The organism is Clostridium mobile (assembly GCF_018918285.1).
GTDB classification, from domain to species: domain Bacteria; phylum Bacillota; class Clostridia; order Clostridiales; family Clostridiaceae; genus Clostridium_AW; species Clostridium_AW mobile.
The window spans coordinates 496,948-513,163 of sequence record NZ_JAHLQF010000003.1 but is presented as its reverse complement, the minus strand read 5'-3'; the positions used below and the strand labels follow the sequence as shown (position 1 = coordinate 513,163).

14 protein-coding genes, 3 tRNA genes, 1 riboswitch and 2 other annotated features are annotated in these 16,216 nt (G+C 31.6%); of the genes, 2 read left to right on the top strand and 15 right to left on the bottom strand.

Annotated elements, in window-relative coordinates; genetic code table 11:
- Positions 1 to 22: 22 nt before the first annotated feature.
- The 3 genes from infC to ytxC all read right to left on the bottom strand — a co-directional run bounded on the left by infC (position 23) and on the right by ytxC (position 3,913).
- On the bottom strand, positions 23 to 544 hold the full coding sequence (gene infC, locus KQI86_RS14200) for a translation initiation factor IF-3 (RefSeq protein ID WP_216440012.1): 522 nt from the start codon (positions 542 to 544) through the stop codon (positions 23 to 25).
- 21 nt (positions 545 to 565) lie between these two features.
- Positions 566 to 701, bottom strand: a sequence feature (ribosomal protein L20 leader region).
- Positions 702 to 749: 48 nt separating this feature from the next.
- Complete coding sequence (thrS, locus tag KQI86_RS14195; protein ID WP_216440011.1) at positions 750 to 2,672, bottom strand: threonine--tRNA ligase; 1,923 nt, start codon at positions 2,670 to 2,672, stop codon at positions 750 to 752.
- A gap of 68 nt (positions 2,673 to 2,740) precedes the next feature.
- Positions 2,741 to 2,959: a binding site (T-box leader), on the bottom strand.
- A 48-nt stretch (positions 2,960 to 3,007) separates the two neighbouring features.
- Complete coding sequence (gene ytxC, locus KQI86_RS14190) at positions 3,008 to 3,913, bottom strand: putative sporulation protein YtxC (protein WP_216440010.1); 906 nt, start codon at positions 3,911 to 3,913, stop codon at positions 3,008 to 3,010.
- A gap of 125 nt (positions 3,914 to 4,038) precedes the next feature.
- On the opposite strand from ytxC, the gene KQI86_RS14185 reads away from it, so the two are divergent.
- Complete coding sequence (locus KQI86_RS14185; RefSeq protein WP_246582817.1) at positions 4,039 to 4,746, top strand: DUF6873 family GME fold protein; 708 nt, start codon at positions 4,039 to 4,041, stop codon at positions 4,744 to 4,746.
- A gap of 92 nt (positions 4,747 to 4,838) precedes the next feature.
- Here the strand turns inward: KQI86_RS14185 and KQI86_RS14180 are convergent.
- The 12 genes from KQI86_RS14180 to KQI86_RS14125 form a co-directional block, all read right to left on the bottom strand.
- Positions 4,839 to 4,913 (bottom strand) — tRNA-Cys (locus KQI86_RS14180).
- Positions 4,914 to 4,922: 9 nt separating this feature from the next.
- A tRNA-Gly gene (locus KQI86_RS14175) sits at positions 4,923 to 4,997 on the bottom strand.
- A gap of 5 nt (positions 4,998 to 5,002) precedes the next feature.
- Positions 5,003 to 5,078: transfer RNA gene (locus KQI86_RS14170), tRNA-Phe, on the bottom strand.
- A gap of 113 nt (positions 5,079 to 5,191) precedes the next feature.
- Positions 5,192 to 6,268, bottom strand: coding sequence for a nicotinate-nucleotide--dimethylbenzimidazole phosphoribosyltransferase (gene cobT / locus KQI86_RS14165; protein WP_216440008.1), 1,077 nt, complete (start codon positions 6,266 to 6,268; stop codon positions 5,192 to 5,194).
- A 94-nt stretch (positions 6,269 to 6,362) separates the two neighbouring features.
- A riboswitch (cobalamin riboswitch) is annotated at positions 6,363 to 6,539 on the bottom strand.
- A gap of 57 nt (positions 6,540 to 6,596) precedes the next feature.
- Complete coding sequence (gene hslO, locus KQI86_RS14160) at positions 6,597 to 7,487, bottom strand: Hsp33 family molecular chaperone HslO (protein ID WP_216440007.1); 891 nt, start codon at positions 7,485 to 7,487, stop codon at positions 6,597 to 6,599.
- Between the two features lie 19 nt (positions 7,488 to 7,506).
- Complete coding sequence (locus tag KQI86_RS14155; RefSeq protein ID WP_216440006.1) at positions 7,507 to 8,247, bottom strand: class I SAM-dependent DNA methyltransferase; 741 nt, start codon at positions 8,245 to 8,247, stop codon at positions 7,507 to 7,509.
- Positions 8,248 to 8,286: 39 nt separating this feature from the next.
- Positions 8,287 to 8,541 (bottom strand): alpha/beta-type small acid-soluble spore protein, encoded by a 255-nt coding sequence (locus KQI86_RS14150; protein ID WP_216440005.1) that lies wholly within the window; start codon positions 8,539 to 8,541, stop codon positions 8,287 to 8,289.
- A gap of 94 nt (positions 8,542 to 8,635) precedes the next feature.
- Positions 8,636 to 9,598, bottom strand: coding sequence for an ABC transporter ATP-binding protein (locus KQI86_RS14145; RefSeq protein WP_216440004.1), 963 nt, complete (start codon positions 9,596 to 9,598; stop codon positions 8,636 to 8,638).
- Entirely contained in the window at positions 9,598 to 10,617 is a 1,020-nt protein-coding gene (locus KQI86_RS14140) for an ABC transporter ATP-binding protein (protein ID WP_216440003.1), read from the bottom strand. The genes KQI86_RS14145 and KQI86_RS14140 overlap by 1 nt, the downstream gene beginning before the upstream one ends.
- Before the next feature lie 18 nt (positions 10,618 to 10,635).
- Positions 10,636 to 11,607: an ABC transporter permease gene (locus KQI86_RS14135; protein ID WP_216440002.1), complete on the bottom strand. Its 972-nt coding sequence runs from the start codon at positions 11,605 to 11,607 to the stop codon at positions 10,636 to 10,638.
- 10 nt (positions 11,608 to 11,617) lie between these two features.
- Positions 11,618 to 12,571, bottom strand: coding sequence for an ABC transporter permease (locus KQI86_RS14130; RefSeq protein ID WP_216440001.1), 954 nt, complete (start codon positions 12,569 to 12,571; stop codon positions 11,618 to 11,620).
- Positions 12,572 to 12,776: 205 nt separating this feature from the next.
- A complete protein-coding gene (locus KQI86_RS14125; protein WP_343216174.1) occupies positions 12,777 to 14,435 on the bottom strand; it encodes a peptide ABC transporter substrate-binding protein in 1,659 nt (552 codons plus the stop codon).
- Between the two features lie 886 nt (positions 14,436 to 15,321).
- On the opposite strand from KQI86_RS14125, the gene dapA reads away from it, so the two are divergent.
- Positions 15,322 to 16,206 (top strand): 4-hydroxy-tetrahydrodipicolinate synthase, encoded by an 885-nt coding sequence (gene dapA, locus KQI86_RS14120; RefSeq protein ID WP_216440000.1) that lies wholly within the window; start codon positions 15,322 to 15,324, stop codon positions 16,204 to 16,206.
- The last annotated feature ends 10 nt before the right edge of the window (positions 16,207 to 16,216 follow it).

Sequence of the window (16,216 nt, the reverse complement as noted above, 5' to 3'; positions counted from 1 at the left end):
AGTGTGTTCCTCCTCTCAATATTTATGACTTTTTTGGCGCTAAAACCATCGTCATATTTCTTCCTTCTAGTTTAGCTGGCTTTTCAACCATACATACATCTTCAACTTGTGAAAGAAATAAACGAAGTATTTTTTCTCCTTTAAAGGAGTAGTCAGCTTCTCTACCTCTAAATCTTACTGTAACTTTTACCTTGTCTTCGTCCAATAAAAACTTTCTAGCATGTTTAGCTTTTATTGATATATCATGCTCTTCAATAGTAGCACTTAATCTTATTTCCTTTATATTAATAACTTTTTGTTTTTTTCTTGCCTCTTTGTCTTTTTTAGATTGTTCATAAACAAATTTACTATAATTCATTATTTTACAAACAGGCGGCTTTGCTGAAGGAGCAATCATTACTAAATCTAATTCTCTTTCCTCCGCAATTTTTAGGGCCTCCGCTGATGATAGTATTCCTAATTGTTCACCTTCATCTGTTATAACCCTAATTTCATTTTCTCTAATTTCTTCATTTAATAAGAAATCTTTATTAATACTATTCACCCCCTAGGTGTTATAAAAAAATAAACAATATAAAAAAGGACGGCTATAGCCGTCCCTAAATACAAATACCATAAGTGCAATTAAAATAATGCACTTTTACTTTAAACCTTACTAGCTGTGCTGTAAGGTGAGAAACGGCTGGTTTCTTCTTAACAGATAATATTTTACTATCTTACTTAAACTTTGTCAACATATATTTTAAATATTATAATGAACAATTATCGTAACATTTGCTCTTTATTTCATCAGTTATATGAGATACAAAGTCTTCTATTTCCATAACCCCTAAATCTCCATTCACTCTACTTCTTATAGCTACCTTATTTTCATTCATTTCTTTATCTCCAACTACTATCATATAAGGAATCTTTTGAAGTTGAGCTTCTCTTATTTTATATCCTATTTTTTCATTTCTAGTGTCTATTTCTGCTCTTATGCCTTTACTCTTTAGGATTTCTCCAAGCTTATTTGCATAATCCTTTTGTGAATCTGTTATATTCATAATTCTAACTTGAATTGGTGCTAACCAAGTCGGGAATGCTCCTGCATAGTTTTCAATAAGTATTGCTATAAATCTTTCTATACTTCCAAATACAACTCTATGAACCATTACTGGTCTGTGCTTTTCTCCGTCCGATCCTACGTAATTTAAATCAAATCTTTCTGGCATTTGGAAATCAAGCTGTATTGTTCCACATTGCCATGTTCTTCCTATGCAATCTCTTAAATGGAAATCTATTTTTGGACCGTAGAAAGCTCCATCTCCTTCGTTAACTTTATAATTAAGTCCTATTTCTTCTAACGCTTCTCTTAATCCATTTGTTGCAGCTTCCCAATCTTCATCGCTACCCATAGAATTTTCTGGTCTAGTTGAAAGTTCTACATGATATTCAAATCCAAATACCTTGTATATACCATCTATTAACTTAATTACTTTTAACAATTCATCTTTTATTTGTTCTCTTGTCATAAATATATGAGCGTCATCTTGTGTAAAACATCTAACTCTCATCATTCCATGAAGTGCTCCAGATAATTCATGTCTATGAACTAATCCTAACTCTGCTAATCTTAACGGAAACTCTCTATATGAGTGCATTGAGTTTTTATATGTTAAAATTGCTCCAGGGCAGTTCATAGGTTTTACAGCAAAAGCTTCTTCATCTATTTTTGTAAAATACATGTTTTCTTTGTAGTGGTCCCAGTGACCTGAACGATGCCATAACTCTTCGTTTAATATAATTGGAGTTCTAATTTCTTGATATTCAGCCTCTGTATGTTTTTCTCTCCAAAAGTTTTCTAGTTGATTTCTTACAACCATTCCTTTTGGTAGGAAGAACGGAAATCCTGGCCCCTCTTCAAGAATGGAGAATAACTCTAACTCTCTACCTATTTTTCTATGATCTCTCTTCTTAGCTTCTTCTAACATCTTTAAATATTCATCTAACTCACTCTTCTTAGTGAAAGCAGTTCCGTAAATTCTTTGAAGCATTTTATTTTTTTCGTCCCCTCTCCAGTATGCACCTGCTACTGAAAGAAGTTTAACTGCCTTAACCTTACCAGTTGAAGGTACGTGAGGTCCTGCACATAGGTCAGTGAATTCTCCTTGCTTGTAAAAAGAAATCACTGCATCTTCTGGTAATTCTTCTATTAACTCTACTTTATAGTCTTCTTTCTTTTCCTTCATAAGCTTTATAGCTTCTTCTCTTGGCAACTCGAATCTTTCTAATGATAAATCTTCCTTAATTATCTTTGTCATTTCCTTTTCAATGCTTTCTAACATTTCTGGTGTAAATGTTACATCTGTATCGAAATCATAGTAAAATCCAGTATCAATAGCTGGTCCTATAGCTAGCTTAGTATTAGGATATAATTTTTTAACTGCTTGTGCTAATATATGTGAAGCCGTATGTCTTAATGTCCATTTTCCATCTGAATCTTCAAAAGTTAATATCTCTAATGTACAATCTTCATTTATTTGTGTCATAAGTTCCGCATCTTTTCCATCTACTTTAGCTCCTAGAGCTTTTTTGTAAAGAGCTGGACTTATTTTCATTGCAACATCACTAACTTTTGATCCTTTTTCTACTTGAATTATTTTCCCATCTTTTAAAGTTACATTAATCATGACTTACCTCCTGATTTTATATTAAATTTATAATAATATTTTCAAAAAATAAAAAAATCCTCCCAAAATAATGGGACGATATATTCGCGGTTCCACCCAGATTGATAGTAAAACTATCCTCTTTAGTTCCTTTAACGCAGGTTACGGGATTGCTTACTTTAATATTAATTTCAGCTTCCAGCTCTAAGGTGGTTTTCAACAAACTCTGATAAGAAAACCTTTCAGCCCATGGGTTTTCATCTCTTTTAACAGTTCTTCTGTTTACTCTTCCTTATCATAGCTTTTATTTTCTTTTTATTATTATATTCTTATTAGCTTTTATTGTCAACATTTCTTTATCTTTTAACACCACTCTTATCTTTCAAATTACTGCACATTTTACATTCATCACAAAAGTGAACTCTATTTATAAATACATTTTTTATGGTGTTAATAATTTCATTATTTTTACAGTTTTTATTACCATGTATTATTATTTGTTCTGGACAATAAGTTATTAATCCGCTTATTAAAATGTCTTCCATATTTACACTTCCGCTAATCCTGTTATCCATAAAATCTTTTACGAAATCCTCCATTGTATCATTTCCTTCTTTATCCAATACATGATAGCTTCCGTCTTCTTCAATCAATATATTGATTATGTCAATTCTACTATCCTGTATTTCAACAAAATACTTTAGTAATTTTATGAATTCATTATATTCTTTTTCTATCAAATACTCTTCTACTACCTTATCTATAACCTTTTCTAATTCATCTCTGAGGACTTTCATTCTAAAAGTTAAAAATCCATCTATATTTATTTCTTCTTTATTTACAATACATTCAAGAATTTTTTTTATTATTTCATTTTTATTATTTATATAAAATATACTATTATCATTTATAGCTAGATTATCATCTTTAAGAACATTTATACTTATATTTTTTATCTCCTTTAGTTCATCTAGACTTAGAAAAAAATAAGTCTCTGTTATAAATTCTGTTATATATTTTTCGTTAAATTCCTGTATTAAGGCTTTATATAGTATATTGGATATGTGTAGATTAAAAATATTTAATGCCTTTTCATTTAGGTTATTATCAGAGAAAACTATATTTATGAAGTGAGTTTTTCCTTCCATAATTTCTGATATTCCTATGTTGATCTCTTTGTTTCTAAAGTATTCCTTCATCTCCTCAATCTCTTCTATCAATCCATCAAAATCATTTTCATACACAAGTTTGAAATATTGCATGCCACTCACTCCTTTCTACAATAGTATGTGTGTAATTAAAAGGTATATTCATAATGGAATAACATAAATATCGACAAGTAAAATTTTTTCATTTAAAATTAACATAACATAGTATGGAGGTTTTTATGAAAAATTATGCAATAGTTGATTTTAGAATATATAAAGAAGAAGAAGATAACTTAATAAAATTAGGGTATGATGTAATAAAATGTCCCCCTAGTTCTAATCTTTACGACTCTGTATTTGGTCATCCTGATATGTTAATTCATTTTATAGACAAAAAAAATGTAATATTCCATAGGGACATGGAAAATAACTTTATAAATTTTTTTAAGAGTTTAAATTTTAATGTATTTTTATCTGACAAAAGTTTAGAAACTAAATATCCAAACAATATAAAATTAAATGCAGTAAATTTAAAAAATTATTTTATACATAATATTGATCATACGGATAGTCTGTTACTAAATATGATTGGCAATAAAAAATTATTAAATGTAAAACAAGGCTACACTAAATGTTCCACTGCAGTAGTCAACGATAATGCAATTATCACCAGCGATACAGGAATTGCTAAGATCGCTAAAGATGAAAATATAGATGTATTACTTCTCCCTCCTGGAGATATATCCTTACCAGGGCTAGATTATGGGTTTATTGGTGGATGCTGTGGATTACTCGATAAAGATAGATTAGCTTTTTTTGGTGATTTAAATTACTATGCCTATGGAAAAGAAATCTTAGACTTTTTATATAAATATGATGTGAAGCCAATTTATTTAAGAGAAGGAAAGTTAATAGATAGGGGGAGCTTATTTGTAGTTAAAAGTTGATAATTAAATTTCTTTATCTTAGCATTGTATTTAAAAATAAGTTTATAATATAAAAAAAGCTTGTAAATATAATATTTACAAGCTTTTTTAGTTGGAGGCGCCACCCGGATTTGAACCGGGGGATAAAGGTTTTGCAGACCTCTGCCTTACCACTTGGCTATAGCGCCATATTAAATTGGAGCGGAAGACGAGATTCGAACTCGCGACGTTCACCTTGGCAAGGTGACGCTCTACCACTGAGCCACTCCCGCAACACTGGTGGCTCGACCAGGAATCGAACCAGGGACACGAGGATTTTCAGTCCTCTGCTCTACCGACTGAGCTATCGAGCCATGTCATATATAATTATCTCAATGACAATTATTATTATATAAGGCAATTGACAATTTGTCAATCTCTTTTAAGGGGAAAATGCTAAGCATTTTCCCCTTAATATAATCTTAAATTATTTCTCTCTAATATCTACAAGAAATTTACTATCTTCAATGCTTGCTTCAGTTAAGGTAACCATATTGTTCATAATAGCTAGTGCTGCTTCTATTATTGAAAACTGTAGAGGACAACCTGTTCCCTCTCCCAATCTCATTTCCATATCTAAACATGGCTTTAAGCCTATTTCATCCATTACATACTTTGCACCTGCTTCTGCAGACATGTGAGAAGGAAACATATAATTCTTTACATTTGAATTTAATCTATAAGCACAAAGAGCTGCTGCACAAGATATTATTCCATCTATTACTATAGGAACTCTATTTTTAGCCGCCGATAAAAAACATCCACAAAGCCCTGCAATATCAAATCCTCCTACTTTTGATAATACATCTATAGGATCACTAGCATCAGGTTTATTTATTTCAATGGCTTTTTTTATTACATTCTTCTTATTTAAAAAGCCTTCCTCTGTAAGTCCAGACCCCTTTCCCACAATTAGGTCAGAATCTATTTTCCCAAGAGCGCTAATTACTGCTGCACTTGTTGCGGTATTACACATACCTGCTTCCCCTGTACCCAGTAAATCATACCCCTTTTTTATTAATTCATCTGTAATTTCTATACCTACTTCTATAGCTTTTATAGCTTCTTCCCTACTCATAGCAGGTCCCTTTGCCATATTTTTTGTGCCATAAGCTATTTTCTTATTAATTATTTTAGGATTATTAAAGTCTGCGTTCACACCTATGTCTACTACACAAATATCTGCATTTACATTCTTAGATAAAACACCTATTCCAGTAACACCTTTAGTATAGTTATCAGTGATTGTAGCTGTTAACTCTTGGGGACATGCAGATACCCCTTCTTCCCAGACACCATTATCAGCACACATTATTATGGTATTTTTCTTGTTTATTTTATTCTTTACCTCTCCAGTTATACCGGAAATTTTAACCGCTATTTCTTCCAACCTTCCTAAACTTCCTATGGGTTTAGTAAGACTATCCATTCTCTCCCATGCTCTTTTTATAGCCCCTTTATCTGCCTCATGGATGGATTTTAAAGTTTCTTCTAGCAATTCCATTTAAATACACACTCCTCAAAAAAAATTACCCCTACCCAAAGGTAGAGGTATATTAAAATACTCAATAATGTTTTTCTCTTCCCTCCGAAGAATAAAATTCATGAAATCTTAGGCAGTTCTCCTGGCTCAAGCTTCATTCTCTTCCCTCCTTCCCGGAACATAATTCCAGTGGATAACGGGATTCGTTTGCTCACACAGTAGCGGGGGCTGCAGTGGATTTTAACCACTTTCTCTTTTAAACTATTCAAGTACCTAAAATTTATTATTAACTTTTAATTAAATTATATTTCTTTTTTTTACATATTTCAAGTTATCTTTACATAGTGATTTATTTGTTAGATTCTAAACTACTTAATATTTCACCTAATTCTTCATGAGTAAATTTATAGGCGGTATTACAAAAATGGCATTTTAGTTCTTCTGTTTTCTTGTCATTATATAGTTCTTTTAAATCTTTCTCTCCTATGCTTAAAAGCACCTTCTCTACTCTTTCCCTTGAGCAATCACATCTATACTCTGGTGTTGTATTATCTAATATTTTAAGATCCATGTCTTCAAATATAAATTCTAATATTTCTTCAATAGTCATACCTTTAGCAATAAAGTCTGTTATAGAAGATATTTCTTCTAGTCTATAAGTTACAAAATCAGCAGTTAGTTCACTTGCTCCTGGCATCATCTGTATTATAAAACCTCCAGAAGCCTTAATAGTCAAATCATTATTTACTAATACACCTAATCCTACAGCTGAAGGAGTTTGTTCAGATACGCTGAAATAATAGGCTAAATCCTCTCCTATTTCTCCTGAATATATTGGAACTTGCCCTACATAAGGCTCCTTTAATCCAATATCTTTTATTATGGTAAGGGTACCATCTTTACCTATGGCTCCACCAACATCTAATTTTCCCTTTTCATTTGCTGGCAAATCTACTTGTGGATTACCCATATATCCTTTAACATGGGAATCTGGATAAGCAGTTACAACAATTCCCTTAGCTTCTCCTCCACCATTCATTTGAATGGTTAAAGTATCTTTTTCAGATTTCAACATGGCGCCCATAAGGGAACCTGCAGTTATCATTCTTCCTAATGCTGCTGCTCCTGTAGCAGAACAATTATGTATTTTTGCCGCTTTATTTACCATTTCAGTAGTTATTGCACCTACAATTCTTATTTCTCCATCTTTAGCAATAGCTCTTACTAGTTTGTCACTCATCTTTCCTACCTCCATTAAATCACTTAGTTAGTATATAAGTAATTCTCTCTGTCGTATTTTTTATAGTTTCCTTTTCATAATTATCTAATACATGAAGTATTTTAAAACCACTATTTTTTATAGTTTCCTCTATCTCCTCTTTTTTATAAGCTCTCTCCCTATGTATTTCATCAAATCTATCATACATATCTCCCTTTTTTAAAAAAAAGGTTAAATACATGTCCACTATTTCCTCTTCAAAAGTATTTTCCCAAACATAGAAAATTTCCTCTTCATCATAAGTATAGGTGTTATTTCCCAGTATATTGGACAATTTATAATATGAATTTATATCAAATATAAATAATCCACCCTCTCTTAAATGTTGATACACATTATCGAAAAATTTAATAAGATGGTCATATTCCAAAATATAATTAACAGAATCTAAACAACAGGTTATTAAATCAAATTTCTTATGTTGCAAATCAAGGGCAGTAATATCTTGGCATATTAAATTCCCATGTATGTTTTTATCTCTTAATTTCATCTCGCATTCTGATAACATGTCTGGGGATAAATCCACCCCCCAGACATGTGAAAAATGATTTCCTATTAATTCAGTCATATTACCTGTACCACAAGCTAAATCCAAATAATCTTTCAATTCTATTTTGTATTCACTGCAATACTTTAAAATAATTTTTGACCATTTTAAATAATCAACATCTTCTTTTATAAGTTTATCATATATATCAGCAAAATTATTGTAACAGGTCATAAATGTTTCTCCTTTATAAATTATAATACAAATTAATTATTATATATTATCCTTCATTAAGTCAACATTTTTAGGTATATTCAATTGTTTTTTTCTTTTTGTCATCAATCCACCAATTCTTCCTGTCTCTTCAGAGGTTAAGGAGCTCCACCCCAATTCGTCTACCTTCTCCCTTAGTCCCAATTCTTCTGCTATCTCATACTTTATTTTTTCTCTTAACTTCTCCATTTCAGTCAGTTCTTTATTAGCCTTCAACTTTTCTTTAATTACTTTTTTGAGCGGTGTCTTTCCCATAAAAATCCCTCCTTAAGGAGTATTTTTTACAGGAATGTTATTATTTATTCATCATATAAAAAGAGTGAGGATATTCCCCACTCTAAAATATACATTATTCATTAAATAAATGACAAGCTACAAAGTGATCTTTTTCCACTTCTTTTAATTCCGGTGAAACTTCAGAACATACTTGTTTTGCATACTTACATCTAGCTGCAAATCTGCATCCCGGTTTAGGATTTATTGGACTTGGCACCTCTCCTTCAAGCATTATTCTCTGTCTATTCTTCTCCACATCTGGATCTGGAATAGGTATAGCTGATAATAAAGCTTGTGTATATGGATGTAATGGTTTTTCATATAATGCCTTACTTGATGCTAATTCAACCATTGTACCTAAGTACATAACTCCAACTCTATCAGAAATATGCTTTACCATGGATAAATCATGAGCTATAAATAAATAAGTTAGTCCTAATTCTCTTTGTAGTTTTATCAGTAAATTTACAACCTGTGCTTGAATAGAAACATCCAGAGCTGATATAGGTTCATCACAAACTATGAACTTAGGTTCAACAGCTAGTGCTCTTGCTATACCAATTCTTTGTCTTTGACCACCTGAGAACTCATGTGGGAATCTTGATGCATGTTCCTTATTAAGTCCAACTAAGTTTAAAAGGTGATAAATTCTTTCCTGTCTTTTTTCACCTGTATAAAGCCCATGAATATCTATTCCTTCAGCTATAATTTCTCCAACAGTCATTCTTGGATTCAATGAAGCATATGGATCCTGAAATATGATCTGAGCATTTTTTGTAAATTCTCTTTTTTTTGCACCCTTTAATTTATGAATGTCAATGCCTTCAAAAAGAACTTCTCCATCTGTAGCCCCATAAAGACCTAATACTGTTCTTCCACAAGTTGTCTTACCACATCCGGACTCCCCTACCAATCCTAAGGTTTCCCCTTTTTTTATATTAAAACTTACATTATCTACAGCTTTTAATGTAGCATCTTTCCCTACTTTAAAATATTTCTTAAGATTTTTTACTTCTACTAAAACATTATTTTCCACTACTTTTGCACCTCCCCTATGATTGGGGCTTCAACCTTTGGTGCTAAAGGATGCTGAAGCCAACAATGTACGCTGTGGGTTTCACTTAGTTTTGTAAGTTCTGGCATTTCTTCTTTACAAATTTGCATACAATAATCACATCTTGATGCAAAAGGGCATCCTACTGGTGGTTTTAAAAGATCTGGAGGTGTTCCCTTAATTGAGTACAGCTCATCTTTATGTCCAGTGTCTAATCTTGGAACTGACTTAAGCAATGCCCATGTGTATGGATGTTTTGCATTAAAAAACAATTCATCCGTTGTTCCTTTCTCAATAACTTTGCCAGCATACATAACTTGGATCTTAGAAGCAACATTAGCCACTACCCCTAAATCATGAGTAATTAACATTACAGCCGTTCCTAGCTTGTTTTGAAGTTCTCTTATGAGGTCCATAATCTGAGCCTGTATAGTAACATCTAGTGCTGTAGTAGGTTCGTCTGCAATTAATATCTTTGGGTTACAAGCTAAGGCAATAGCAATCATGGCTCTTTGTCTCATACCACCTGAAAATTCATGTGGGTATTGATTTACTCTCTTTTCAGCGTTAGGTATATTAACTAATTTAAGCATCTTAACTGCTTCTTCTAAGGCTTCTTTTTTATTCATTCCTCTATGAATTATTAAACTCTCCGCAATCTGATTACCAATTTTCATTGTAGGGTTAAGAGAAGTCATAGGGTCTTGGAATATCATACTGATGGATTCTCCCCTTATTTCTCTTAATTCCTTATCATTCATTTTTAATATATCTTTTCCCTCAAAGAGAATCTGTGAACCTTCTTTTATCTCTCCTGGAGGCGTAGCTATCAATCTCATAATAGATTTTGATGTTACGGTTTTTCCACAACCAGATTCTCCAACAATAGCTAAAGTCTCTCCTTCTTCTAGGTCGAAGGATACTCCTCTTACTGATTGAACTTCACCTGCATATGTGTGGAATGAAACTGTTAAGTCTTTAACTTCAAGTAACTTTGCCATAAATAAGTATCCTCCTTTCTACTGTCTAAGCTTTGGATCTAATGCGTCTCTTAATCCATCACCTAGCAAGTTAAATGATAACATAGTTAAACTTATTGCTACAGCAGGGAACAACAATTCATGTGGATAGAAGTCCATAACTTGTTGTCCAAAAGAAGCCATAGCTCCCCAGCTTGTCTTTGGTGGCTGTATACCTAAGCCTATAAAGCTTAAAAATGCTTCAGCAAATATAAAAGATGGTATATCAAAGGTCATATATACTATTATTATTCCAATTGTATTAGGTATTAAATGTTTATATATTACTCTCTTTGAACCTGCTCCTAGAGCTTGTGCAGCTAAAACATACTCTGATTCCTTAAGCTGCATAACCTGTCCTCTTATCAATCGAGCCATTCCCGTCCAACCAGTTATACAAAGGGCTAAGAGTATTGTAAGTATACCCTGTTTTTCAAAGAGAACTGCCATAAGTATTACCACTATCATATATGGTATACTATTTAGTATTTCAACGATTCTCATCATTATGTCATCTACTAATCCTCCAAAGTATCCACTGATACCTCCATATAGGGCTCCTACCAGCACCTCAATTAAAGTACCAACTAATCCTATAATTATAGATGCCCTTCCACCCTTCCATAGTCTACCAAACATATCTCTTCCTAGGTGGTCTGTTCCAAATATATACGTTCCTATTTGTTCTCCTTTTTCATTTATATTTAAAGTTCCTGGTTTTGCATTTATAGCTTCAGCAACATGGTTTTGTATTGTGTAATCCACACCACTTATTAACTTACCTAAATATGGTCCAATTATACACATAATACTTATCACTGATAATAAAATTAGAGAAAAAATAGCAATTTTATTTTGTTTTAATCTTCTCCATGCATCTTGCCAATATGTTAAGTTAGGTCTAACTATGGCTTCTGCGTCTCCATCAACACAACCAATTATCTGAAACTTTTCTTTACTTAATTCAGCCATAATATACCTCCTATTTTTTAGAACCTGATAATCTAATTCTTGGGTCTATTAATGTATATAGAATATCCACTATTAATAAAGCTACAATATATAAAAATGAGAAGAAAATTGTCAATCCCATTATCATGTTATAATCCTTATTGGCGATGAAATCTATCATAGCATTACCTAACCCTGGTATTGCAAATATCCTTTCTATAACGAAGGAACCTGTTATAACAGCGGCTATCTGTGGTCCGAGTATGGTAATTATTGGTAAAATGGCATTTCTAATTATATGCTTCCAAGCTATAGCAACTTTAGACACACCTTTAGCTTGGGCAGTTATAATATAATCTTGACTGATTACATCTAAAACAGAGGTTTTCATATATCTAGCATAGGTAGCTACACTTGAAAAACTCAATGCTAAAGTAGGCAATATAGTAAATTTTACAGTAGAGAAGAATGAATCTCCTGGACTATACCAGCCGGCTATTGGAAGTCCTCCCTTTCCGCCAATATATTTTTGAAGCAAAGCCGCCATAACAAAGCTAGGTATGGAAACCCCTAATATGGCAATAAAGATAACTGTATAATCCACAAAAGTATTTCTTTTAAAAGCAGCTATAATTCCTAAAATAATACCGATTGTTAACCCACAGAATACAGCCTGCAAACCTATTCTTAACGAATTAGGGAATCTTTCCTTAATGTATTGATTTGCTGAAATTCCTGGAGTTATAAAAGAATCCCCCATATTTCCTTGAGATAAATTTTTAAGATAAGAGACATACCTTTGAGATACAGGCTTGTCCAATCCATATTGTTCTCTTATAACTTGTCTAATTTCTGGTGGGAGTTTATTATATTGAACAGCTACAGGGTCACCAGGCATTGAATTCATTAAAAAGAATGTGGCTGTAACAACTATCCATAAAGTTAATGCCATATATCCTATTCTTTTACATATATATTTGAACATTTTTTCCCTCCTTAAGTTGAGTTAATAAACCATATATATTAATTATTGCTAATTTCCGAATAATCAGCAATAATTATTTTCGTAATTAAAAATATTCGCAAATTAAAAAAGATATAAAATAAATATCTGTTTTTTACATTTTAGCATAAATTATATAAAGGCTACAACAGGGAATTCCTGTTGTAGCTACCTTTAAATAATATTTTTATTTGCCTTCAACTGAAGTCCATTTTAATTCATATAGTCCACCAAATGATGGATATTGTATTCCTTCAACATAGTTTTGAATAAAATGTCTTCTATCTTTATAGAATAGTGGAGCTATACCAGCTTCTTCTACAAGAATTATTTCTTCTGCTCTCTTATATAATTCTGTTCTCTTAGCTTGGTCTCCTTCTTTTTCAAGTTTTCTTACTATTTCATCATATTCAGCGTTCTTGAACTTTCCATTGTTATTTCCATTGTCACTTGCAAATAGTTCTATAAAGCTCATTGGGTCATTATAGTCTGCACCCCATCCAGCCATTGCTATTTCAAATTGTCCTGCTTCTTTCTTTGTTACATAGTCTCCAAAATCTGCTGCAGAATCAATTGTTATATTAACGCCAATTTTTTCTTTCCATTGAGCTTGGAAGAATTCAGCAAAAGCTCTATCAGAAGCAGAACTTCCTTGTGGTAAATATCTTATAGTGTGCTTTGATGGATCTGGATCCATATTCAATTCTTTTAATCCTTGAATAAATAATTCTTTAGGATCTTTATTTAAAGTTTTCACTGGTTCTGGAACCATTGACCTAAATTCCTTATCTCCTGATCTCAATTCAATAGGAATAAGTCCATATGAAACAACGCCTCTCTTATAAACGTTATTTACAAAGGCTTCTCTATCTAGAGCTACAGATAAAGCCAATCTTATATTTGCATTTGTCAATAATTTATTTACTTCTCCGTTTCCAATATTGTAAGCCATATAGAATGATGATGGTTCAACTCCTTCAATAGCCTTCCACTTTCCTGCTGCTGCTTCATCTTTCATCTTTTGAACGTGTTCTCCTGTGATAGCTGTTCCATCTATCTGTTTATTAGCAAACATTTGGTATCTTGTATTCATTTCTTCAGCAACCTGGAATGTAACCTTATCTAATTTAACTGTGTCTTTATCCCAATATTTATCATTTTTCTTAAGTTGTATCTTAGATCCTCTTTCAAAGTTTTCAAGAGTAAATGGTCCATTGGATACCATTTTACTAATATCTGTACCATATTTATCTCCCTGAGCTTTTACTATATCCTCTCTTAATGGATATAATGATGAGAAAGCAGTTAATTCTAAGAAGTATGGAGTTGGATTTTCTAATTCAACTTCTAAAGTCTTTTCATCCACAGCTTTTACCCCAATATCTTCTGCTTTAGCTTTTCCATCATAATAAGCTCTACCATTCTTTAATACATATAGGAATGTAGCATATTGTGATTTTGTAGCTGGATCTAATAATCTCTTCCATGCGTATTCAAAATCATTAGCAGTAACCTTTTTTCCATCAGACCATTCAGCGTCTCTTAATTTAAATGTCCATTTTAATCCATCTGGTGAAGTTGTCCAGCTTTCTGCCATAGCTGCCTCTGGTTTGTCATTGTTGTATCTAGTAAGCCCTTCTGTAAATGCATTAATAGCATTCCCAGACATCTGGTCTGTAGCTTTTGATGAGTCTAGTGTCTTACTTGGAGACACAATTAAAGTTATTGCTTGCTCTTTTGCTTCTCCAGCAGGCTTCTTGTCCCCACCGCCGCCACAGCCAGCTAAAGCAGTGGATAAAAGCATAGTTGCAGTCATTAAAAGAGCAATTGTTTTTTTGCTTTTCACTTGAATTCCCCCTTTAAATTCTATAATTAAAATATTTATTAATATTTATAAACTAATATAAATATGTATTAATAAAATAATACTACAAAATAAAAAAAATATTCTTAATTCCAGCTAATTTTTTATTATAAATTCACTAAAATAAAGGACATCTGTATTTGGTTTTTATCATATTAGCACAGTTTATTATCCTTGTCAATTACAGGGACTCTAAATTTTCACACTTTAATTTCAATATCTTTGACAAACTATTCAGAATATTAAATGCCATATTTCATAGATTAAAAATCGCGAAATATTTATTGTGTTAAATTGAATAAGTATACATAATTTATTCTTTATTATACATAGAACTGCTTACCTATTTTTTTATAAATGCTATATAATTTTATATAAGTAGATTATATAATATAATAAGGAAGCTTTCATGTAGATACTCTATATTTGTTTACTTCTACTAAATATCTATAAAAATGATTATCTTTTAAAGGAAAAACATAATCACTGAAGAATTAGAACGAAGATAGCATACAAAGTTTAAAATGCATTCTGCACTTTTTCATAGATGTAAGGTATAAACTTAGAATATGCACCACTAAAATCTCCATATTATATATTGAAACTTAATTCCTCATATAGATTTCATTTTTAAAAATGGATATGCAAAATTTACTTTATTCTATGACGAAACAAATTTCAATCCATGATGAAGTATATGTGGAAATAATTAGGTAAGCTTTTAATATTGATTATGGATGAAGTTTATAGATTGTAAATGACAATATTCGAAGAAGCGCTTCATTAAATGCAATTGAAATTGCAGAATGTATTATAAATGAATAAAATTATATAAAATTAATTAATTTAAAAGAAGAGAGGTTTTTTTATGAGTATTTTTGTTGGATCAGGTGTAGCTATTATAACTCCTTTTAATGAAAATGGAGTGGATTTTGACAAACTAGCAGAATTATTAGAGTGGCATATAGAAAATGAAACTGATGCCATAATAGTATGTGGAACTACCGGTGAAGCCTCTACTATGTCAGAAGCGGAAAGAAAAGAAACTATAAAATTTACAGTGGATAAAGTGAATAAAAGAATCCCTGTTATAGCTGGAACCGGATCAAATGATACAATCAAATCTGCAGAATTTAGTAAATGGGCAGAAAATATAGGTGTAGATGGTTTACTAGTTATAACTCCTTATTATAATAAAACCACCCAAAAGGGATTAGTAGAGCATTTTAAATATATTGATAGTAAAGTAAATACACCTATTATTATATATAATGTACCTGCTAGAACTGGAATGAATATACTTCCTAAAACATTAGTAAAAATTTGCGATGAATGTCCTAATGTGCTTGCCATAAAAGAGGCTAGTGGAGATATCAGCCAAATTGCCCAAATGAAATCTCTTTTAAAGGATAGGATAGATATATATTCCGGTAATGATGATCAGATTATCCCAATACTTTCATTAGGAGGAATTGGAGTTATATCTGTATTGGCTAATGTAATTCCAAAAGCAGTTCACCAAATGTGTAAATTATATTTAGATGGCAATGTTAATGAAGCATTAAAAATACAGTTAGACACCTTATCATTAGCTAATTCTTTATTTATAGAAACTAATCCTATACCAGTTAAAACAGCAATGAATCTTATGGGAATGAATGTAGGAGACTTAAGGCTTCCATTATGCAATATGGAAGAAAATAATCTAAATATATTAAAAGACGAATTAAAAAATCATAAATTAGTAAAATAGATGGAGGTTT